This window comes from Lysinibacillus sp. RC79, assembly GCF_041262405.1.
In the GTDB taxonomy this organism is placed as follows: domain Bacteria; phylum Bacillota; class Bacilli; order Bacillales_A; family Planococcaceae; genus Lysinibacillus.
Window position 1 is genome coordinate 37,020 of the sequence record NZ_JBGCCD010000037.1, and the last position, 20,774, is coordinate 57,793.

Below are 20,774 nucleotides of genomic sequence, written 5' to 3' on the forward strand. Positions count from 1 at the left end.
CCTCCTTGAGTGTTCCAAATATTTGTGACATCTATACTATTACGAATGAATGATAGAAAAGTTTCGTAAATACGTATATATTTTTCCAAAAGTACCATTCTATATTTTACCATATTTTTCCCCGTTATAAAAATATGTATAAGGGAGGTCGAATATTCTCCCAGGATCTATAAAGAGTCCATTTCATTACCTATAGGGTACAATCCTACTCGATTTGTGAAATTGGAGTAGGATAGTGGATTCAACCACAATTAAAAAGCACAGTCTTAAAACTGCTCAATAAGTCTGTATAAATCTTCCTTCGAACGAGGCATTTTGATGTTTTTCTCAAATAGTTTTTTATTTTGTAAGGCAATGGCCATTTCAAAGACCCATGGGCGTTCAAGATGGGCTCTTTCAAGCAAATCCTCTTGGAAGAACATTTCAACTGGATCCCCATTATAAATAATTCTCCCGGCTTCCATCACGATTATTTGATCTGCCCATCCATAGGCTAATGGAATATCATGCGTAGCCAGTAAAATTGTTCGTTCACCGTTCTCTAACGTAGCTAAATACTGTAAAACTTGTGCACTATAATAATTATCTAGCCCAGCTGTCGGTTCATCTAATAATAAAACGGAAGGTTCCATTGCAAGTACTCCTGCCATCGCGACACGTTTTTTCTGCCCAACACTTAAAAAATGTATCGGTTTATCTAGCAATGCTTCGACTTCGGTTTGAGCGACAGCCCACGCAATTTTCTCTTCAATTTTTTCAGTTGTCCAGCCAAGATTCAAAGGTCCAAATGCAATATCTTGCTTAACTGTGCCAGAAAAAAGCTGGTTGTCTGCATCCTGAAAAACAATGCCAACCTGTTGACGTAATTCTTTTAATGCTTTTCTACTATAGTTCAGTTCTTTACCACAAAAGGATATACTTCCAGCAGTAGGCTTCAAAATCCCATTTAAATGCTGGAATAACGTTGATTTTCCAGCTCCATTATGACCAAGTAAAGCGATTTTTTTCCCCTTTGGAATTTGAAGTGTAATATCTGTTAAGGCATGAGTTCCATCTGCATAAGCGTAGGATAAATGTGTTAAATCAAAGTATAAATCTGTCATCAGAAAAAACCTCCATAAATGATGAGGAGTATAAAAATAGCAGCAATACCTGCCCAATTTTTCGTGTTATAGATAACATCATCTTGCCAATAGACAGTTTCGCCACCACGCGCTTCCATCGCATTGTTTAGCTCACGACTGCGTTGGAACATCTCGACAAATAAAGCAGCAATCAGCATTGATACTGAACGAAGCCACTGCATAGGGGAGCTGTATCCTAGACGAGCCTGCTGGGCAAGATGGATTTTCTGCATACTGTCTAAAAAGATAAAAATAAAACGATACGTTAGTTCTACTAGCTCTACAAATAGAGTTGGAAGTTGCCATTGTCGTAGCACGTAACAAATAGATTGGACTGATGTTGTGAGAATTAAAAAATACAAACAGCTAATGCTGCCAAGGACGATGAAAAAAAGCTGCTGCGCTGTCACGAGGCTCGAACTGCCGATAAAAATCGTCCAACTATTAAGTGAAAATGACCAAATGTGCGTTGGTAGCGCGCTAGTTGTTGGTGCTATAGAAATTAAAATTGACACTAAACTTGATAGTAAAAAAAATCCAGGTAGCAATAGTAATTTTGCATAGTATTTTGTAGGAATTTTTGCGCCTAAAATGATAAAAGCACTCATCACAATAAATGTAATGAGTGAAATTCGTTCATCTCTCATGATAAGCGACAATATAAGTAGTCCAAGGGATAACGTCATTTTTTCTAGCGGATGAACAGACGCTAGTTTATTCATATAAGCATACTTATCAATGAGTAACATCGCTTAACCCTCTTTATGTTTGCCGCGCATTAAGCCGATGAAATAGCCGATAAATCCAGCGCCAATAGCAGCTTGTAGTGCGAATAATAAGCTTTCAATTTCACCGCTTGGTGGCTCCCATAAGCTTTCAAACCATGGTTCATAGTTAGCATCTATTTCACCAATTGCTGCCTCCGCTTCGCCATCAGCACCCTCGAATTCTGCGCCTTTTTGAATAAATAGGGGAACGATTGCTAGTAACACAACAACTGCTAAAAGCAGTAAGTTTTTTTTCATTTTAGTGTGCCTCCTTTGCTGAGAAAACACGTAGAGCTTTTAATTCACTCACATTGTATTTTTTCAGGAAGTTCATAACGATCACTGTTAAAATTCCTTCACTAACAGCAAGAGGGATTTGTGTTAACGCAAAAATACCAGCAAACTTTGTGAATGAAGCCATAAAGCCTCCGACCTCAGAAGGGAAGGCAAGAGCTAATTGTACAGAAGTGACAATATATGTACCTAAGTCACCAAGCATTGCTGCTAAAAAGACAGCGATGGAAAATGATAGTCCCATTTTTTGTGAGCCCTTAAATACATAGTAAGCGATAATAGGGCCCATAATTGCCATGGAAAAGGTGTTTGCACCTAATGTTGTAAGCCCACCATGTGCTAAAAGTAAAGCTTGGAATAATAATACGATTGTTCCGATAACACTCATCGCTAATGGTCCAAAAAGAACTGTTCCAAGCCCAACCCCAGTTGGATGCGAGCAACTCCCCGTTACAGAAGGGATTTTTAAGGCTGATAGCACAAAGGCAAAGGCACCCGATAGACCTAAAATCATTTTTGTTTCAGGATTTTCATCAATTGTTTTACGAATAGAACGTAATCCTAAAATAATAAAAGGAATCGATACGACCCACCAAAAAATCGCCCATTCAATTGGCAAAAAGCCCTCCATAATATGCATCGCAAATGCACGATTTGGCACGAATAAAAATGCCAATAAGAAATAACTAAGCTTCCAAGCTGAGAATTTCAAAAATCTCTCCTCCTCACATTAAAATTTTTCGAATTAGCGTGCGAAAATAAAAAAGACACTTCTCCAACTTTGGAAAAGTGCATAGCTAAAAAAAGCAAATAAAATTCTAGTCTGCTAAGCCGCACACCTATCCTCGTAGGTTGAAACGATCACATATTTTTCGGCAGGTCTCCTGGCTTTAGTTCAACGTTTTATAAGCCTTCCCATCCTTTGGACAGTGACATTATCTATAAAACTCCCTAATACAGTGGCGGGACCGCGCCGGACTTGAACCGGCTTCCCTTTTAAGCGAAATGATGAACAATTCGCACCGAAAAAAGATGAAGTTGTGAGATTTCACGACAAAGTGTAACATGATTTTCCATATATATGCTATACTTTTTATGAAAAAATTTTCAATTGAGGATCTATGTCGAAAATTCTGATAAATAGATAGAGATTTCACATTTTGCTATGAAATATTAAAAAAATTGTCACAAATTAAAAAAGAAATATTGAATTTTTAAAATAATAAGATATGATAGAAACAGTTTTCAATTACATGAAAGATCATAAATTCATATAAAACATCCATAAGTGCTTGAATATTTTCAAGATAATAGGGAAATCGGTGAAAATCCGATACAGCCCCCGCTACTGTAATAGCTGATGAAATCGCGGATGCCACTAGTGAAAACTTAGGAAGGCGCGATAGTAAAAAGAAGCTTAAGTCAGGAAACCTGCTTATGGGATGATGCATGCAAACTTTTCGGAGGGAGAAGTTGAAGCGAGAGCGAGTACCTGTATATATTCGTTTTTATTTGGCTTCTACTTAACCTTTACTCTTCGACTAGAGTAAAGGTTTTTTCTTTTTCCTAAAAGCAAATGAGGGGAGAACAACTATGACGACTTGGAATTTAGAGGGGATGAAAACACATCTTTTTATTTGCAATGGTAGTAGCTGTATGAAAAAAGATGCTGAGGACATTACATTGGCAATACGTGATGAAATACAGTTGCTAGCGCTTGATAAGGAAATACATACGACAAGGACCCGCTGTAATGGTAGGTGTAAGGATGCTTGTGTTGTCATTGCTTATCCTCAGGGGAATTGGTACCGTGTGCCGACAACGGAGCATGCGAAGGCACTCGTACAAGATTTAAATCATGAATCGTTACATAATGAGCATGTTTTTACATTGCGTGAAGGTTCGTTGCAGCGTACAGCACAAACAACAGCCATTAAAGGTATTGAAAAGGTGAAAGAGGGGTAACAAAATGGCGCAAAAAGGTAAGATTTTCGTAGTTGGCTTTGGCCCTGGAGACTTTAAACATATTACGACTCGTGCTGTGGAGGCACTACAACAAAGTGATATGATCATAGGCTATAAAACTTATGTTGAACTGATTCAGGATTTAGTTAGTGCAAAGTCGATTATTAGTACTGGTATGACAGAGGAAGTTTCACGTGCACAGGAAGCGGTGCGTCAAGCAGAGGCAGGAAGTATCGTATCGGTTATTTCCAGCGGTGATGCAGGCGTTTATGGAATGGCAGGATTAGTGTATGAGGTATTGATCGAGCTAGGCTGGACGGAAGCAACTGGTATCGAGGTAGAAATTGTTCCAGGTATTTCAGCTATTAATTCGTGTGCAAGTTTACTAGGTGCTCCAATTATGCATGACGCCTGCACCATTAGTTTAAGTGACCACTTAACACCTTGGAATTTAATTGCAAAACGAGTAGAAGCAGCAGCAATGGCGGATTTTGTTATTGCTCTTTATAACCCAAAAAGTGGACGTCGTACGAGACAAATCGTAGAGGCTCAACGAATTTTATTAGAATATCGTTCGCCAGATACACCGGTTGGGCTTGTGAAAAGCGCGTATCGTGACCGTCAGGAAATTACGATGACGACTTTAGCAGAAATGCTTGAACATGATATCGGCATGTTAACAACAGTTATTATCGGGAATTCAACAACATTCTTCTACGACAATAAAATGATTACGCCACGTGGTTATCAGCGCAAATATACACTTGGTGAAGAAAAACAACCGTTACGACCACATCAACGACTGAAGGAAGAAAATGAACCATGGGCGATGAATCAAGAAACAGGAGCAGCGCGTAATGATTTTGATACAGATCCCAATGCAAATCGTATTAAGCCCAGTTTAGCAATAACACCTCAACCAAAGCCTAAAAAATCGTCACTCGAAATGGCGACAGCTGCTCTTGCTCTGGTGAATGGAACAAGCGCGGTGAAAGTAACACCTAAGCGTGTTCAACAAAAAATCGAATCTATTTTTGAATTAGCGGTTAGTCCAGGGGTAGCCAATAAGTTTTTTACTCCTCAACAAATGATGACGTTAGCTGAGGTAGTTGGTGAGGAAGGAACGATGGAGTATACACCAGACCATCAAATTCATTTGAAAATTCCAACGTCAGAGCCTGAAGAGATTACCGCAAAGCTTCGTGAAGTTGGCTTTTTGCTAACACCAATTGGCGACGTGCTATCGTTAAAGGCTTGTGACTTCTGTTATGGGGAAAAGGCCGATTCGATTCCATATGCGGAAGAGATTCAAGAAAAGCTTGGTGGTATGTCGTTACCGAAAACATTAAATATTGGCTTTAACGGCTGCGGTATGGCATGTTATCGAGCAGTATTTGATGATATTGGCATTGTTTATCGCAAAAGTAAATTTGATGTTTTTATTGGTGCTAAGCCGGTTGGCCGTACAGCACATGCGGCTCAGCCAGTTGTTGAGGGCTTAGAGCCTGAACAGCTCATCCGACTTATCACCGATATTATCGAAGAATATAAAGCAAATGCACATCCAAATGAACGTTTGTTTAAATACTTTAAGCGTGTGAAAAAGATCCTACATTTTACGTATCAGGATATGTCTTCAAAAATAAAAGTAGAGCCAGCTCCGTGCGGCGACTAGTGAGGAGTAATGAGATGAAAGCAATTTTATTTGTCGGCCATGGGAGCCGTTTAGCAGCAGGAAATGATGAGGTACGCACGTTTATCGAGCAAATGACACCTCGTATTGATGAAAGCTTTTTAGTGGAAACATGTTTCTTAGAGTTTGCATCTCCAAACATTGAAGAAGGTATTACGAACTGTGTGAAGAAGGGTGCTACAGAGGTACATGTTATTCCGATTATTCTTCTTCATGCTGGACATTCAAAACTGCATATTCCAGCAGAAATTGAACATGCACGTGAGCATTATCCAAATCTTACGTTCACATATGGCCAAACAATAGGTATCCATGATGAAATATTTGCTATTTTAGAAGACCGTTTAGCAGAAATCGGCTTTAATGCTGAAGAAGAACATAAGGATACTGCCATTTTATTAATTGCACGAGGCGGCAGTGACCCAGCTGCAAATGGTGATTTTTATAAAATTACACGTCTATTATGGGAAAAACTCCCGGTTAAGTATGTGGAAAGCGCATTTATGGGTGTCACTGATCCACGTGTTGAAGAAGGAATTGAGCGCTGTGTGCAGCTTGGTGCTAAAAAAATCATTATGCTACCGTACTTTTTATTCACAGGTATCCTCATGGAACGTATGAACGACATGTGCAATCAATTTAACGAAAAATATGCTGACTGTGATATTCAAATTGCCAACTATTTTGGCTATCATGAGCGTTTACAAAATGTGCTATTAGAGCGTATTGAGCAAGCTGTGAATGGTACATCAACAGGTATGCAAGATTTAGAAAATTACCGTGCTTATGCGGCAGTGCATGGACATGCGCATCATCATCACCATCATGACCACGATCATGAACATGACCACCACCATCACGACCATGACCATGACCATCATCACCATGAAGGGGAGCCAGTGAAATGATTTTCATGTTAGCAGGGACGAGCGATGCTAGGAATCTAGCACTTGAACTACAGTCAGCAGGTTATGCTGTGACAGCAACGGTCGTTACTGAATCAGCCGCTTCAAGCCTTGCTGAAGTCGGTCTTCCTCATTTAGTCGGTCGTTTAACGGCGGAGGAAATGGCGACGATTATCACAGAGCGGGGGTACCGTTTAGTTGTAGATGCCTCTCATCCATTTGCTGATGAAGCTTCAAAAAATGCCATGGCAGCAGCTGAGCAAGCCAATGTTCCGTATATCCGCTATGAACGTGCACATGAGCATTATGCCCATCCACTAATTACGGTTGTGAAAGATTATGAGGAGGCTGCCCATTTAGCAGCGGAAAAACGTGGTGTCATTATGCTAACGACGGGCAGTAAAACACTTGCAACCTTTACAAAGGTGTTACATGGCTTAGAAAATACACGAGTGATTGCGCGAATGCTTCCTCGACTCGATAATATGGAAAAATGTGAAGCACTTGGTGTGGCACAAAGAGATATTGTTGCCATACAGGGCCCTTTTTCAAAGGAATTAAACGAAGCTCTCTTTCGTCAATATAGTGTGACAGTGATGATTACGAAAGAAAGCGGCAAGGTTGGCTCGGTGGATGAAAAGCTAGAGGCTGCCCTTGCATGTGGCATTGAAACAATTTTAATCGCAAGACCAAATATAAAATACGGACAGCAATATTCTACATTTGAAGATGTATTACAAGCTGTACACAACACACTTTAGGAGGCAATACAATGGACTTTAAAACAGATTTCAAACCATTAACAGTAGACCCAGATAAAATTTACGATTACAGTTTCTCAATTATTGCAGAGGAAATGGGCGAGCATAACTTCTCAGAGGATGAGTGGAAAGTTGTACGTCGCATTATTCACGCTTCTGCTGACTTTGAATTAGGACGTAGCGTTATTATTACACCAGGAGCACTTGAGGCCGGTATTAAATCAATCCTTGCTGGTCGCCATGTCATTGCAGATGTGCAAATGATTGAAAGTGGTTCAGGGAAAAAACGATTCCAAAAGCATGGTGGCGATTTACACTGCTATATTGCAGATGAAGACGTATCGATTGAGGCGAAAAAACAAAACACAACGCGTGCGATTATCTCAATGCAAAAGGCAACTAAATTACACGAAGGTGGCATTTATGCAATTGGTAATGCACCAACAGCATTGCTTGAATTGATTCGTTTAATTAAAGAAGGCTTAGCGAAACCAGATTTAATTATCGGTATGCCAGTGGGCTTCGTATCAGCTGCTGAGTCGAAGGAAGAGCTACTAAAACTAGAAGGTATTCCGTATATAACAAATGTTGGTCGTAAAGGCGGTAGTACAGTGACGGTTGCCGCATTGAATGCTGTCTCACTTTTAGCGGATGAACAGGCGAAAAAATAGTGGAGCGGAAGCCTAAAAAGGATCCCAAAGACATGCGTCACGGTTATACAACGGGAGCCTGTGCAACTGCAGTAACGAAGGCCGCATTACTTGCATTAATTACAAATGAAGAGCAAGAAACAAGTACTATTCATTTGCCAATTGGACGAGATGTGACCTTTACGATTGAAAAATGTACATTTCAGCATGATGCTGTCAGCTGTGAAACGATTAAAGATGCGGGTGATGACCCGGACGCAACACATAAAGCACTCATTATCGGCACGGTAAGCTGGGCCGAGATACCAGGCATTCATCTGGATGGTGGAATTGGTGTCGGGCGCGTAACAAAGCCCGGCTTACCAGTACCTGTCGGAGAAGCAGCCATCAATCCAGTACCACGGAAGATGATTCATAGTACTGTACAAGGCGTACTTGATGAATTTCAAATTAAACGAGGCGTTAACGTAGTTATTTCCGTCCCTAAAGGTGAGGAAATTGCTAAAAAAACGTTAAATGGGAGACTTGGTATTATTGGAGGCATCTCCATTTTAGGCACAAGGGGAACCGTCGTGCCTTTTTCGAGTTCCGCTTATATGGCTAGTATTGTCCAAGCGATTAGTGTTGCAAAAGAGGCTGGTTGTGAGCATTTAGTTGTCACAACAGGTGGCCGCAGTGAAAAGTATGCGATGGCACAGTACCCTCATTTGCCAGAGGAAGCGTTTATAGAAATGGGCGATTTTGTAGGCTTTACATTAAAGCATTGTAAACGACTTGGTATGAAGCAAGTATCGCTTGTTGGTATGATGGGGAAATTCTCTAAGGTGGCACAAGGTGTCATGATGGTGCACTCCAAAAGTGCTCCTATTGATTTTAACTTTTTAGCTCAATTAGCAGTGGATATAGGTGCAGATGAAGAAACCGTTACAAACGTACGAGAGGCAAACACTGCTTCACAGGTCGGAGAAATTATGGCAGAAAAGGGCTATGATGCATTCTTCAACCACTTATGTGAAGCTTGCTGTTATTCATCATTACATCACATTAAGGGCGGTTTAACGATTTCCACATCGATCTATTCGATGCAGGGACAATTATTAGGAAGGGCTGATGACATTGCATCGATCGATGAAATTAATTGGGATCGGGGATAACGGACAAGAAAGCTTGCTACCGCAATATGTACAGTGGATTGAAGACTGTGAGGTGCTTGTTGGTGGGGAGCGTGTCCTAGAATTTTTCCCGAATTTCTCTGGTGAAACAATTTTGATTAAAGGTGGTCTTTCAGCGCTAGTTGAAAGATTATCTACAGAAACAAGAAATACAGTTATTTTAGCATCAGGTGATCCATTATTTTATGGAATCGGTGGTTATTTAGCGAAAAAGCTAGACATTGAAGTTTATCCATATATGAGCTCAGTACAGCTTGCTTTTTCAAAGATGGGGGAAAGCTGGCAGGATGCTTATGTCACAAGTATTCATGGGCGCTCCATGAAAGGCTTAGCACAACGTATTGATGGTAAAAAGAAAGTGGCACTGCTAACAGATGCAGAGAATAACCCAAATGCGCTAGCAAGGTATTTAAAGCATTTTGGCATGACAGAATACCGTGCATTTGTGGCAGAAAATTTACAGGGCACAAGTGAGAAATTCGGCTGGTATTCGCTTGATGAATTAGAAATGGCTGATTTTTCTCCGTTAAATGTTGTTATTTTACAGCAAACTTCAGTACCGCAACGCTATGCACTCGGTATCGATGATGAAGAATTCTCACAGCGGAAGCCAGACAAAGGTCTAATAACGAAAAAAGAAATTCGTGTTTTAAGTTTACAAGCGATGCAGCTACAAAAGGATAGCATCATTTGGGACGTTGGGACATGTACGGGTTCGATGGCCATTGAGGCCGGCAAGCTTGCGCCAGAAGGTCAAATATTTGCAGTGGAGAAAAACGCTCCTGATTTAGAAAATTGTCTGCAAAATCAGCAAAAGTTCCGTGTAGATATTACAGCTATTCATAGTAAAGCGCCAGCAGGACTTGAAAACTTCCCTGATCCGGATGCGATTTTTATCGGCGGCACAGGAGGAGAAATGGTGGAGTTATTACAATTGTGCTGTACACGCTTAAAGCCAAATGGTCGTATTGTCTTGAATGCTGCAACAATTGAAAATTTATATAAGGCAGTCGAAGCGTTTAAGTCTTGTGGCTTTGCTGTAGACATATTGCAGGCACAGCTTGCGCGCAGTAAACCAATATTAGATATGACACGTTTTGTCCCATTAAATCCGATTTACATTATTTCTGCATATCGAAAGGAAGAAAATCATGAGTAATCTTGGTATTTTATATGGCTTGGGCGTAGGTCCTGGCGATCCAGAGTTAATTACAGTTAAGGCATTCCGTGTCATTCAGGAATCGCCTGTTATTGCCTATCCGAAAAAACTAAAAGGTAGTAAAAGCTACGCACATCGTATCGTAGATGTCTATATTAACCCAGAAGAAAAGGATATGCTTGGCCTAGTATTTCCAATGACAAAGGATGAGGCTGTTTTAGAACGCGAATGGACGAAATCAGTGGAACTTGTCTATGCAAAATTACAAGAAGGTAAGGACGTCGCATTCGTAACAGAGGGAGACCCATTATTATATAGTACGTTCATCCATATGATGAAGCTTATGCAGGACATGCACCCTGACGTTGAAATTCAAACAGTTCCTGGTATTTCTTCGTTCAACGGTTCAGCATCCCAACTTGGCATTGCGCTGGCAGACGGCGATGATCGTGTTGCGATCGTCCCTGCCCATGATGACTATGATGCTATGCGTGAAGCGATTGAAAGTCACGATGCAGTGGTGTTCATAAAAGTAGCGAAGGTTATTGATTTAATGCTTGAGGTGCTACGTGATTTAGATTTACTTGATAAGGCATCGGTCGTAACAAAGGTAACGTCTGACGAGGAAATTATTTGGGATGTACAGGAGCTAGACGGTGTCGATTTAGAATATTTAACGTTAATGGTGGTGCGTAAATAATGAAGAAAATATATATTGTCGGTGCTGGTCCTGGTGATCCAGATTTAATTACAGTTAAAGGTTTACATATGCTACAAACAGCAGACGTTGTTATGTATACAGATTCTTTAGTGAGTGAGGACCTTATTGCAAAGGCACGACCAGATGCAGAGGTTATTCGTACAGCAGGGATGCATTTAGAAGAAATGGTAGCGACCATGGTAGATCGTGTCAATGCGGGGAAAGTAGTAGCTCGTATGCATACTGGAGACCCTGCGATGTATGGAGCAATCATGGAGCAGGTGGCACTATTAAAAAAAGAAGGCATCGGCTATGAGGTCATTCCTGGTGTTAGCTCTGTCTTCGCTTCTGCAGCGGCAATCGGAGCAGAATTAACAATTCCTGACTTAACACAAACACTTATTTTAACGCGTGCCGAAGGACGTACACCTGTACCAGAATTCGAGAAGCTACGCGATTTAGCGAGTCATCACTGTACAATTGCATTATTCCTGAGCGCAACGCTAACAAAGAAAATAGTAAAAGAATTACAGAATGCTGGCTGGGCTGATGATACACCAATAGCTGTTATTCAACGAGCTTCTTGGCCAGATCAAAAAATCGTACGTACAACATTAATTGAACTGGATGAAGCGATGCGTGTGAACGGTATTCGTAAGCATGCGATGATTTTAGCTGGCTGGGCATTAGATCCGACTATTCATGATAAGGATCAATATCGTTCGAAATTATATGATGCTTCCTTTACACATGGCTTTAGAAAAGGCGTGAAGACAAGTGATTGAGTTACAAGAGGGCGTATTGCCAGAGGTTGACCAACGAAATCCTTATGCGGTTGTCGCCATCACAAAGCACGGTGTTCAAATCGGACGTCGCTTGCAGCATACCTTTGCTGCGAGTGACTTATATTACATGAGTAAATTTGAGCAGGGTGATGAAGCAGAAAAGCATATTCAGATGTTTACTGGTACTGTGCGTTTACTGCTGCCTACTCTTTTTAAGCAATATAAAGGCTTAATTTTAATCATCTCACTCGGTGCAGTTGTACGCATGATAGCACCCATTTTAAAGGATAAAAAGACGGACCCAGGCGTAGTTGTCATTGACGACCGTGGAGAGAACGTTATTAGCGTCTTATCAGGACATTTAGGCGGTGCCAATGAGCTGACACATGAAGTAGCTGCAGCACTTGGAGCAAATCCGATTATTACGACAGCCTCAGATGTGCAAAAGACCATTCCAGTTGATTTATTTGGTGCCCGTTTTGGCTGGGTATGGGATAGTGCCGATAAACTGACACCTGTAAGTGCCTCTGTTGTTAACGAGGAGCATGTTGCAATCGTTCAGGAAACGGGGGAACGTGACTGGTGGATGCGGGACACAGCGATGCCAGAAGAAATTAAAATTTATCCGTCAACATATGATGCGATTAAAGCGAAACCACATGCGACATTGCTCATTACTGACCGCATCATTGACCCAGAGGAAGAAGTACTTCTTGAAAATGGTGTCATTTATCGACCAAAGTCGGTCGTGCTTGGCATGGGCTGTAATCGTGGGACCGCTGTGGAAGAAATTGAGCAAGTCATTGATGAAACTCTTGCAGAGCTGAAGCTTTCGAAAAAAAGTGTTAAAGCGCTATGCACGATTGATTTAAAGAAGGACGAGCAATGCTTCCTAGAAATAACAAAGAAATACGATTGGGAATTTGTAACATATTCACCGACGGAATTAAATGAAATTGACTTCCCATCACCTTCGGAAACCGTTTTTAAATATACAGGAGCATACGGGGTGAGTGAACCTGCAGCAATGCGTTATGCGCAGGTCGAGTCGCTTGTGCTAGAAAAGAAAAAATCGGGCAATGCTACAATCTCTGTTGCTAGATTAACATTTTAAGGAGGAAGCCTATGCAAACGAATCGTTTTGTACTTGCAGGTACTGGCAGTGGGGTAGGTAAAACAACTTTCACCATTGGGCTCATGAAAGCATTACAAGAAAAGGGCAAAATTGTGCAGGGCTTTAAATGTGGTCCCGATTATATTGACCCTACCTATCATACTGCCGTAACAGGACGGGTATCGCGCAATATCGATAGCTGGATGTTTTCACATGAAGCAGTACGTGAAATTGTCGCGCGCGCAAGCAAAGATGCTGATGTGTCCATTATTGAAGGAGTTATGGGCTTTTATGATGGCAAAAGTCCGCTATCGGATGCTGGCTCTGCAGCAGACATTAGTGTTGTGACTGAGAGCCCTGTTATTTTAATTGTCAATTGTGCGAGTATGGCACGAAGTGTAGCGGCAGTTGTGAAAGGTTTTCAAATGTTGTCGGATCAACCGAATATCGTTGGTGTCATTGCCAACCAAGTCGGAAGTGTTGGCCATTATGAAATTGCGAAGGCTGCTATTGAGCAGGAATGTGGTATTCCTGTTATCGGATATTTAAAGCGTGAGGAAGGGATTGATATTCCTAGTCGTCATTTAGGATTAGTCCCTGCAATCGAACGAGGAGAACTCGATACATTTTTTGATAAGCTTGGCTCTCTAATGGCTGAGACGATTGACTTAGATCAATTGCTTGAATTAACAAAGGCTCCTGTTCTACAAGAATCAGGGCAACTATTTGCGGAACAACCATCTCAAAATATTTGCATTGCCGTAGCAAAGGATGCTGCGTTTAACTTCTATTATGAAGATAATTTGGATTTACTGCGTGCAAAAGGAGCTAAGCTGCAATTTTTCTCCCCACTTGCGAATGAGCCTGTCCCAGTTGAAGCAGACGGATTGTATATAGGCGGAGGCTTCCCAGAAGAATTTGCAAATATTTTGGCGGAAAATTCGGATGTTAAACAGTCTATTCGTGAAGCAGTTGCCAAAGGTTTACCAACATTAGCTGAGTGTGGTGGCTTTATGTATTTGACGGAGGCTATTACGAATAGTAATGGTGACCGTTATGACATGGTTGGTGTTATTCCGGGAGAAGTAGCGATGCAAACAAAACTAGCGGCTCTCGGCTACCGTGAAATTTTTGGCACACCGAATAATTTTTTAATTGATACGGATGAAGAAGCTAAGGGACATGAATTCCATTATTCAAAATATAGCGGCTCACATAATACGCCGGCCTATGAAACGAAGGGGCGCTTTGGTAACAAACAAGAGGGCTACCAAGCAGGAAAGTTAGTAGCTGGCTACACGCATTTTCATTTTGTATCAAACCCAAAGCTTGTTGACAATTGGTTAACAGCTTGTAAGAAGGTGAAAAATCATGACTAATTATTTTCCTATACACATCAATATTGAATATAAAACCGTAGTGATTGTTGGCGGTGGGCACGTAGCAACACAGAAGGTAGTATCATTGCTTCCAGCTAAAGCGAATATTGTCGTTGTTAGTCCAACTCTAGATGACTCATTACTGCCTCTTGCTGAATCAGGACAAATTACGTGGCGTGAAAAAGAATTTGAAGCGCGTGATTTAGACGATGCATCACTCATCATTGCAGCAACAAATGATACGTCAGTAAATGAGGCTGTACAAGAAGCAGCACAGCATTGGCAGCTCATCAACCGCGCAGATGCACAGGCTGAAAGCGACTTTATAACGCCAGCTACAGTGCGCCGGGGTCCTTTAGTGTTAACTGTTTCAACGTCAGGTGCAAGTCCAGCATTAGCGCGTAAAATCAAAACTGATCTCGAAGAGCAATTTGATGACGTTTATGATGACTATGTATGCTTCCTACAGCAGGCACGTTTAATGATTGCTGCTAAGTTTGAAAAAGGCCAACAAAGACGTAACGCTTTACAAGCATTACTTGAACCGAGCTTACTAGAATGGACACGTAATGGAGAGATTGATAGACGTGAAGCATTTTTACAACAAATTCTGATGGGAGAAGCGCGATGAAAGACGGAATTGTGTATTTAGTTGGAGCTGGACCAGGAGATCCAAAGCTCATTACAGTGTACGGGCTCGAATGTATTCAAAAGGCGGATGTCATTGCATATGACCGTCTTGTGAACCCAAAATTGCTAGAGTTTGCGAAAAAAGATGCTGAGCTTGTGTACTGCGGTAAATTACCTGGTAAGCATCACTTAATTCAAGATGAGATTCATACATTACTTGTCGAAAAAGCGCAGGAAGGCAAAATTGTCACACGTTTAAAGGGTGGCGATCCATTTGTTTTTGGTCGTGGTGCAGAGGAAGCTGAAATCTTAAAAAATCATGGTATTACGTATGAAATTGTACCTGGTATTACAGCAGGGATTGCTGCTCCGGCGTATGCTGGTATTCCTATAACACACCGTGATTTTGCGACAAGCTTTGCTCTTGTAACAGGGCACGGTCGTGAGGAAAAAGGACAGGACTTTTTAAATTGGCCTGCACTTGCAACAGGTATCGATACAGTCGCCTTTTATATGAGTGTTGGCAATATTGCTTATATTTCTAGAAAGCTCATCGAAAATGGTCGCAAGGCAACTACTCCAGTCGCCGTTATTGAGTGGGGAACAACAGATCAACAGCGTACCATTACAGGTCAGCTTGATGAAATTGCTAGCATTATTGAACGAGAAGGCTATTATAATCCTTCCATGATTGTCGTTGGCGAAGTCGTCAATGTACGCGAGAAAATTCAATGGTTTGAAGAAAAGGGACTAGCCCTTTCTTAAAGACAAAAGTTATTTGAGCATAAGGAGGAAACACATCATGACAGTAATAGAGGCTTTAAAAAATCGTCGAGCGATTCGTAATTACACGACACAGCCTGTTGAAAAAGAAAAAATCGAGCAAATTTTACAAGCAGCTACTTATGCGCCAAATGACCGTATGCGTGAGCCTTGGCATTTTTATGTTATTCAAGACGATGCGATGAGACGCTATGAGGAAATGGCAAGTGCTTATTTGCAAGAGCGATTCCCAACAAAACCAAATTTAGTGGAAAGCTCGTTAAAGGTTGTTCAAACAACGCCTGTTGCCATAGTTGTTACTGCAGATATTGTAGAAGACGACGCTGATGCGACAGCAGATAATGTCTTTGCTGTAAGTAGTGCCATTATGTCCATGTGGCTTGCCGCTGAGGAGCTAGGGCTTGGCTTTGTATGGCGTACACGCGGAGTAGGGCTTGTTCATGATCCACGTATGCATGCATTCATTGGTGCAAGTGACTCACAAAAGGTAGTAGGAACGATCTTTATTGGCTATCCAGAAGAGCAGGAGCTTAAAGACAAGAAACGTACCCCATTTGAAGAAAAAACAACATGGCTTTAAGGGAGGCTTGAACAATGGCTAGAAAAGGCTTGTTTTTAGTTTATACAGGTGAAGGGAAGGGCAAAACAACAGCTTCTCTTGGTGTTACATTGCGCGCAGTTGGTCGAGGACTAAATGTACGTTATATGCAATTTATTAAATCCCCAGAGCGTACATACGGAGAGCAAATTGCTCTTCGTAAGCTAGGCGTAGAAATGGAGCAAATGGGAATCGGCTTTACTTGGACAAAAACACCCGAGGAGCATCGCGCTGCGTTAGCAAAGGCATGGAAAAAAACAAAAGCAGCTCTGCAAGACGACAGTATTGATTTACTCGTATTAGATGAGCTCAACAATGCGCTTGCTATTACAAAATTTCCAATCGATGATGTGCTCCCATTAGCCGAAGTCATTGAAGCTATTCAGCAGCGCCCATCTACAATGCATTTAGTTGTAACAGGACGTAGCGCCAATCCAGCGCTTATTGCAATGGCCGATTTAGTATCAACCATTGATGCGACAAAACATTATTATGACGAAGGCATTCCCGCTGTTAAAGGCCTAGAATTCTAATTAGATTTTCTCGTATCGGTGGGAATACCCGCGGAAGCAAGGAGAATACCCGCGCTTTGAGGGGAAATACCCGCGGAAGCAAGGAGAATACCTGCGCTTTGAGGGGAAATACCCGCGGAAGCAAGGAGAATACCCGCGCTTTGGGGAGAAATACCCACAAAGCAAGCTGACCCCCGCGCGTCGGAGGAATACCCGCGCTTCAACTATAAATAAGGGAGGGAAAAAGACTATGCCAGCAAAATCTATCATGATTCAAGGAACGGCTTCTGATGTAGGAAAAAGTATGATATGTACTGCGCTGTGCCGTATTTTCTCTGATGATGGGCTAAAGGTAGTACCGTTTAAATCACAAAATATGGCCCTTAATTCGTTTGTAACTCAAGATGGCGGAGAAATTGGCCGTGCACAGGGTGTACAAGCAGAGGCAGCACGTGTTGTCGCAACTACGGATATGAATCCTATATTGCTAAAACCAAAGCAGGATATGGTATCGGAAGTGATTGTTCATGGCAAGCATTTTTTAAATATGGACGCTAAAAGCTATCGCAATCAATTCGTACAAGAAGCGATGCCAATCGTTGAAAAGTCGGTACGAACTTTACAAAATACATATGATGTTATTGTCCTTGAAGGTGCGGGGAGCCCGGCAGAAATTAATTTGAAAGACCGTGATATAGCAAATATGCGGATGGCTCATCTGGCAGATGCAGCGGTTGTGCTAGTTGCTGATATCGATCGAGGTGGAGTATTTGCATCGATTATTGGAACACTCGCATTACTTGACGATGCAGAACGTGCACGTGTAAAAGGGCTAATTATTAATAAGTTTAGAGGGATGCGTGAATTACTCGATGATGGTATTGAATGGGTAGAGCGTGAAACAGGGATTCCTGTCCTTGGAGTTGTACCGTATGTAGAAGTCAATATTGAGGCTGAGGACTCGCTAGCGCTATCTTCATTACGCTTTAAAAAGCCAAAGCAAGGGGAGTTTGCAGTGGATGTGGCAATGATTCGTTTACCACGCATTTCAAACTTTACAGATGTTGATCCATTTTTCGATGAGCCAGAGGTTGGTGTACGGTTAATTGGCAATGTCAATGAGCTTGGCACGCCCGACTTACTTATACTACCTGGAACAAAAAGTACAATGGATGATTTAGTGTGGTTAAAGGCACAAGGCTTCGATCAAGCGATAGCTAATTTACGCGCACAAGGGACAAAAATTATCGGCATTTGCGGTGGCTTCCAAATGCTTGGCGAAACGTTACTAGACCCAGATGCAGTAGAAGGAAATGGTGATTCAGCGCAAGGTTTAGGTTTATTACCAATGGAAACTATTTTTGTTGGCGATAAAAAAACAGTTCAAATGACTGGAACAAGAGGACAGGATACGTTTACTGGCTATGAAATTCATCTTGGTCGTACAAAAATTTTACGTGACGAAGTATCACCATTTTTACAGCTTGCAGATGGGCGAGTAGATGGGGCAGTAAGTGCCGATGAACAAGTGATCGGAACATATTTCCACGGTTTATTCCATAATCGCATTTTTACACGACAGCATGTCAATAACATTCGCGTGAAAAAGGGGCTTGCTACTTTACCAAGCGATGTAAAAAGTGATGCAGAACGTAGAGAGGACGCTTACAATATGCTGGCAAAGCATGTGCGTGCTAATCTCGATATGAAAAAAGTATACGAAATCATGAATATAGAGGTACCTGTATGACAAGAAAAGGACCGTTAGCTATTAATTATGAGGCGTTATGGCAGGAAGGTATGAAGGACTGGCATGGCCAAATGCCTGAAAGAATGGTCAATGATCAATTAGAGGAACAGTTTTGGGCGCAGTCGGTTGCACGTAAAAAGGCTGGACAAACAGATCCTTATGCTGCAAAAATTTTTCAAGAAATTAAAAAAAGTATTCAACCTGAGGACTCGGTATTGGAAATTGGTCCAGGTTGGGGTAATTATACGTTTCCACTAGCTGATCATGTGCGAAAGCTAACATGTGTAGATAGCTCAGAAAGTATACTTAGCTATTTAGAAAATTGTATGGAGGATAAGCAACATGTTTCTTATATTCATGCAAAATGGGAAAGCCTTGCTGAAGATGAAGTAGAAGCGCACGATATAGTCATTGGTGTCAATTGCTTTTATCGTATGTATGAAATCAAATCAGCACTTTACCATATGAATCGTCTAGCTAAAAAGCGTGCAATTATTGGCATGACAACAGGGCCAATTCAACCTCACTATGAAATTTTATACGAAAAGTATGGCTACGATATTAAATTTCCACGAAGAGATTATATAGAATTTTTAAATTTGCTCTATGAAATGGATATTTATGCAGAGTGCAAAATCATCCCATTACAACGAGTGTATGAATATGAAAGCTATGAGCAGCTTATAACAACACAAAGTAAAAAAATATTAAATAATACTTTTAATAGAGAGCATGTTGAGGAATCGCTCTTGCCGTTTATTGAGGAAAAGAACGGGCGTTATTATTATCGTCATGATTTCCATGCTGCACTCGTATCATGGGAGCCGAAATAATTATGAAACCTTTGGACAAAACTAGTGACCAAAGGTTTTTTTTATTGGGAGCGATAGGGTACAATAAAGCGATATAGATATTGAAGTGAGGTGGCATATGTGCAACTACATTTTTTAGGAACAGGCGCAGGAATGCCTTCAAAGGAACGAAATACAAGTGCCCTAATGGTAAAGCTTTTAGATGAAGTGGGGGAAATGTGGCTTTTTGATTGTGGGGAGGCGACCCAACATCAAATATTGCATACATCGTTAAAGCCACGTAAAGTAACGAAAATATTTATTACACATTTACATGGTGACCATATTTTTGGATTACCTGGCTTTTTAAGCTCTCGTTCATTTCAAGGCGGAGAGGAGCCATTAACAATATTTGGCCCACAAGGTTTACAACAATGGATTGAACAAACCTTTGCCTTGTCAAAGACGCATTTAACATATCCATTACAATTTGTTGAAGTCCAAGAAGGTATTATTTATGAGGATGAACAATTTACAGTAAGTGCAAGTGAATTGCGACATGTAGTTCCATGCTTCGGTTACCGTATTGAGCAAAAGGATTTGCCTGGCGAACTGTTAATGGAAAAAGCACTGGCTCTTGGTGCTCCAAAAGGTCCTATGCTAGGACAATTAAAAGCTGGGAAAGATATTGAGCTCGCGGATGGCACAATTGTTTATGCGAAAGATGTTGTCGCTCCGCCGAAAAAAGGCTTTATGCTCACTATTTTAGGAGACACAAAATACTGTCCAGAGGCTGTTTCATTAGCTAATGGAGCAGATATCGTTATTCATGAAGCAACCTTTGATGGTACTACGACAGATTTAGCAGCGAACTATGGACACTCTACAAATGTCGAGGCGGCAAAGGTGGCACAACAGGCAGGAGCAAACTATTTACTGCTGAACCATTTAAGTGCCCGCTTTTTACCATATGATTTACCAAAATTCTTAGCAGATGCACAGGAGGTTTTCCCACAAACCTTCCTGACATCCGATCAATCCGTATTTACATGGAATAACAACAAATTAATTTAATCAAAAACATAAAGTACCTTTTAAATGACTTCATTTAAAGGGTACTTTTCTCTCTTTATTCAGTAAGGTTTGATCTGTGCAAAAAGCGCAGTGCTAACGAAGCGACAGCAACAAATGTTTTCTGTGCGAAAGCGTAGTGCTAACGAAGCGACAGCAACAAATGTTTTC

At 41.2% G+C, this 20,774-nt stretch carries 22 protein-coding genes and 2 riboswitches; of the genes, 18 read left to right on the forward strand and 4 right to left on the reverse strand.

From position 1 onward, the window contains the following. Positions 1-266: 266 nt before the first annotated feature. Genes ABH968_RS23915 through ABH968_RS23930 form a run of 4 tightly spaced genes read right to left on the reverse strand, consistent with a single transcriptional unit; the run spans position 267 to position 2,897 of the window. The gene (locus tag ABH968_RS23915; protein ID WP_370048040.1) at positions 267-1,103 is read right to left on the reverse strand and encodes an energy-coupling factor ABC transporter ATP-binding protein; all 837 of its coding nucleotides are present in this window, start codon (positions 1,101-1,103) and stop codon (positions 267-269) included. After that, positions 1,103-1,873, reverse strand: a complete 771-nt coding sequence (cbiQ, locus tag ABH968_RS23920; protein WP_370048041.1) for a cobalt ECF transporter T component CbiQ — start codon at positions 1,871-1,873, stop codon at positions 1,103-1,105. Before cbiQ ends, ABH968_RS23915 begins: the two co-directional genes overlap by 1 nt. Before the next feature lie 3 nt (positions 1,874-1,876). Continuing rightward, positions 1,877-2,149, reverse strand: a complete 273-nt coding sequence (locus tag ABH968_RS23925) for an energy-coupling factor ABC transporter substrate-binding protein (RefSeq protein WP_370048043.1) — start codon at positions 2,147-2,149, stop codon at positions 1,877-1,879. Between the two features lies 1 nt (position 2,150). Next, on the reverse strand, positions 2,151-2,897 hold the full coding sequence (locus tag ABH968_RS23930) for an energy-coupling factor ABC transporter permease (protein WP_370048045.1): 747 nt from the start codon (positions 2,895-2,897) through the stop codon (positions 2,151-2,153). Between the two features lie 145 nt (positions 2,898-3,042). Further along, positions 3,043-3,227: riboswitch (cobalamin riboswitch) on the reverse strand. A gap of 227 nt (positions 3,228-3,454) precedes the next feature. After that, positions 3,455-3,639, forward strand: a riboswitch (cobalamin riboswitch). A gap of 139 nt (positions 3,640-3,778) precedes the next feature. Here ABH968_RS23930 and ABH968_RS23935 point away from each other — a divergent pair. The 18 genes from ABH968_RS23935 (at position 3,779) to rnz (ending at position 20,606) form a co-directional block, all read left to right on the forward strand. Continuing rightward, a complete protein-coding gene (locus tag ABH968_RS23935; protein ID WP_370048047.1) occupies positions 3,779-4,150 on the forward strand; it encodes a (2Fe-2S) ferredoxin domain-containing protein in 372 nt (123 codons plus the stop codon). 4 nt (positions 4,151-4,154) lie between these two features. After that, positions 4,155-5,825 carry a precorrin-3B C(17)-methyltransferase gene (gene cobJ, locus ABH968_RS23940; RefSeq protein ID WP_370048048.1) on the forward strand — a complete coding sequence of 557 codons (1,671 nt, stop codon included), beginning with the start codon at positions 4,155-4,157 and terminating at the stop codon, positions 5,823-5,825. Positions 5,826-5,839: 14 nt separating this feature from the next. Further along, the gene (locus tag ABH968_RS23945) at positions 5,840-6,751 is read left to right on the forward strand and encodes a sirohydrochlorin chelatase (RefSeq protein WP_370048050.1); all 912 of its coding nucleotides are present in this window, start codon (positions 5,840-5,842) and stop codon (positions 6,749-6,751) included. Continuing rightward, complete coding sequence (cobK, locus tag ABH968_RS23950; protein WP_370048052.1) at positions 6,748-7,509, forward strand: precorrin-6A reductase; 762 nt, start codon at positions 6,748-6,750, stop codon at positions 7,507-7,509. The genes ABH968_RS23945 and cobK overlap by 4 nt, the downstream gene beginning before the upstream one ends. An 11-nt stretch (positions 7,510-7,520) precedes the next feature. After that, positions 7,521-8,180: a precorrin-8X methylmutase gene (locus ABH968_RS23955; protein WP_053594968.1), complete on the forward strand. Its 660-nt coding sequence runs from the start codon at positions 7,521-7,523 to the stop codon at positions 8,178-8,180. A gap of 32 nt (positions 8,181-8,212) precedes the next feature. Then, complete coding sequence (locus ABH968_RS23960) at positions 8,213-9,313, forward strand: cobalt-precorrin-5B (C(1))-methyltransferase (RefSeq protein ID WP_370048054.1); 1,101 nt, start codon at positions 8,213-8,215, stop codon at positions 9,311-9,313. Next, positions 9,270-10,490, forward strand: coding sequence for a precorrin-6y C5,15-methyltransferase (decarboxylating) subunit CbiE (cbiE, locus tag ABH968_RS23965; protein ID WP_370048055.1), 1,221 nt, complete (start codon positions 9,270-9,272; stop codon positions 10,488-10,490). Before ABH968_RS23960 ends, cbiE begins: the two co-directional genes overlap by 44 nt. Further along, on the forward strand, positions 10,483-11,190 hold the full coding sequence (gene cobI / locus ABH968_RS23970) for a precorrin-2 C(20)-methyltransferase (RefSeq protein WP_370048056.1): 708 nt from the start codon (positions 10,483-10,485) through the stop codon (positions 11,188-11,190). Before cbiE ends, cobI begins: the two co-directional genes overlap by 8 nt. Then, positions 11,190-11,975 carry a precorrin-4 C(11)-methyltransferase gene (gene cobM / locus ABH968_RS23975; RefSeq protein WP_370048057.1) on the forward strand — a complete coding sequence of 262 codons (786 nt, stop codon included), beginning with the start codon at positions 11,190-11,192 and terminating at the stop codon, positions 11,973-11,975. The genes cobI and cobM overlap by 1 nt, the downstream gene beginning before the upstream one ends. Continuing rightward, a complete protein-coding gene (locus ABH968_RS23980; protein WP_370048059.1) occupies positions 11,968-13,089 on the forward strand; it encodes a cobalt-precorrin 5A hydrolase in 1,122 nt (373 codons plus the stop codon). The genes cobM and ABH968_RS23980 overlap by 8 nt, the downstream gene beginning before the upstream one ends. An 11-nt stretch (positions 13,090-13,100) precedes the next feature. Further along, positions 13,101-14,468, forward strand: coding sequence for a cobyrinic acid a,c-diamide synthase CobB (locus tag ABH968_RS23985; protein ID WP_370048060.1), 1,368 nt, complete (start codon positions 13,101-13,103; stop codon positions 14,466-14,468). Continuing rightward, positions 14,461-15,099 (forward strand): precorrin-2 dehydrogenase/sirohydrochlorin ferrochelatase family protein, encoded by a 639-nt coding sequence (locus tag ABH968_RS23990; RefSeq protein WP_370048062.1) that lies wholly within the window; start codon positions 14,461-14,463, stop codon positions 15,097-15,099. The genes ABH968_RS23985 and ABH968_RS23990 overlap by 8 nt, the downstream gene beginning before the upstream one ends. Then, the gene (cobA, locus tag ABH968_RS23995; protein WP_370048063.1) at positions 15,096-15,863 is read left to right on the forward strand and encodes a uroporphyrinogen-III C-methyltransferase; all 768 of its coding nucleotides are present in this window, start codon (positions 15,096-15,098) and stop codon (positions 15,861-15,863) included. Before ABH968_RS23990 ends, cobA begins: the two co-directional genes overlap by 4 nt. Positions 15,864-15,900: 37 nt before the next feature. Next, positions 15,901-16,461 carry a nitroreductase family protein gene (locus tag ABH968_RS24000; RefSeq protein ID WP_370048065.1) on the forward strand — a complete coding sequence of 187 codons (561 nt, stop codon included), beginning with the start codon at positions 15,901-15,903 and terminating at the stop codon, positions 16,459-16,461. 14 nt (positions 16,462-16,475) lie between these two features. Beyond that, the gene (locus tag ABH968_RS24005) at positions 16,476-17,012 is read left to right on the forward strand and encodes a cob(I)yrinic acid a,c-diamide adenosyltransferase (protein ID WP_370048066.1); all 537 of its coding nucleotides are present in this window, start codon (positions 16,476-16,478) and stop codon (positions 17,010-17,012) included. Positions 17,013-17,241: 229 nt separating this feature from the next. Further along, positions 17,242-18,741 carry a cobyric acid synthase gene (locus ABH968_RS24010; protein WP_370048067.1) on the forward strand — a complete coding sequence of 500 codons (1,500 nt, stop codon included), beginning with the start codon at positions 17,242-17,244 and terminating at the stop codon, positions 18,739-18,741. Further along, complete coding sequence (locus tag ABH968_RS24015) at positions 18,738-19,574, forward strand: class I SAM-dependent methyltransferase (protein ID WP_370048069.1); 837 nt, start codon at positions 18,738-18,740, stop codon at positions 19,572-19,574. Before ABH968_RS24010 ends, ABH968_RS24015 begins: the two co-directional genes overlap by 4 nt. Before the next feature lie 99 nt (positions 19,575-19,673). After that, positions 19,674-20,606, forward strand: coding sequence for a ribonuclease Z (gene rnz, locus ABH968_RS24020; protein ID WP_370048070.1), 933 nt, complete (start codon positions 19,674-19,676; stop codon positions 20,604-20,606). Positions 20,607-20,774: the final 168 nt, after the last annotated feature.

Excerpts from the sequence above, each read along its gene's own strand:
- ABH968_RS23915 (WP_370048040.1), bottom strand. The coding sequence starts at position 1,103 with ATGACAGATTTATACTTTGATTTAACACATTTATCCTACGCTTATGCA.
- cbiQ (WP_370048041.1), bottom strand. The coding sequence starts at position 1,873 with ATGTTACTCATTGATAAGTATGCTTATATGAATAAACTAGCGTCTGTT.
- ABH968_RS23925 (WP_370048043.1), bottom strand. The coding sequence starts at position 2,149 with ATGAAAAAAAACTTACTGCTTTTAGCAGTTGTTGTGTTACTAGCAATC.
- ABH968_RS23935 (WP_370048047.1), top strand. The coding sequence starts at position 3,779 with ATGACGACTTGGAATTTAGAGGGGATGAAAACACATCTTTTTATTTGC.
- cobJ (WP_370048048.1), top strand. The coding sequence starts at position 4,155 with ATGGCGCAAAAAGGTAAGATTTTCGTAGTTGGCTTTGGCCCTGGAGAC.
- ABH968_RS23945 (WP_370048050.1), top strand. The coding sequence starts at position 5,840 with ATGAAAGCAATTTTATTTGTCGGCCATGGGAGCCGTTTAGCAGCAGGA.
- cobK (WP_370048052.1), top strand. The coding sequence starts at position 6,748 with ATGATTTTCATGTTAGCAGGGACGAGCGATGCTAGGAATCTAGCACTT.
- ABH968_RS23955 (WP_053594968.1), top strand. The coding sequence starts at position 7,521 with ATGGACTTTAAAACAGATTTCAAACCATTAACAGTAGACCCAGATAAA.
- ABH968_RS23960 (WP_370048054.1), top strand. The coding sequence starts at position 8,213 with ATGCGTCACGGTTATACAACGGGAGCCTGTGCAACTGCAGTAACGAAG.
- cbiE (WP_370048055.1), top strand. The coding sequence starts at position 9,270 with ATGACATTGCATCGATCGATGAAATTAATTGGGATCGGGGATAACGGA.
- cobI (WP_370048056.1), top strand. The coding sequence starts at position 10,483 with ATGAGTAATCTTGGTATTTTATATGGCTTGGGCGTAGGTCCTGGCGAT.
- cobM (WP_370048057.1), top strand. The coding sequence starts at position 11,190 with ATGAAGAAAATATATATTGTCGGTGCTGGTCCTGGTGATCCAGATTTA.
- ABH968_RS23985 (WP_370048060.1), top strand. The coding sequence starts at position 13,101 with ATGCAAACGAATCGTTTTGTACTTGCAGGTACTGGCAGTGGGGTAGGT.
- ABH968_RS23990 (WP_370048062.1), top strand. The coding sequence starts at position 14,461 with ATGACTAATTATTTTCCTATACACATCAATATTGAATATAAAACCGTA.
- cobA (WP_370048063.1), top strand. The coding sequence starts at position 15,096 with ATGAAAGACGGAATTGTGTATTTAGTTGGAGCTGGACCAGGAGATCCA.
- ABH968_RS24000 (WP_370048065.1), top strand. The coding sequence starts at position 15,901 with ATGACAGTAATAGAGGCTTTAAAAAATCGTCGAGCGATTCGTAATTAC.
- ABH968_RS24005 (WP_370048066.1), top strand. The coding sequence starts at position 16,476 with ATGGCTAGAAAAGGCTTGTTTTTAGTTTATACAGGTGAAGGGAAGGGC.
- ABH968_RS24010 (WP_370048067.1), top strand. The coding sequence starts at position 17,242 with ATGCCAGCAAAATCTATCATGATTCAAGGAACGGCTTCTGATGTAGGA.
- ABH968_RS24015 (WP_370048069.1), top strand. The coding sequence starts at position 18,738 with ATGACAAGAAAAGGACCGTTAGCTATTAATTATGAGGCGTTATGGCAG.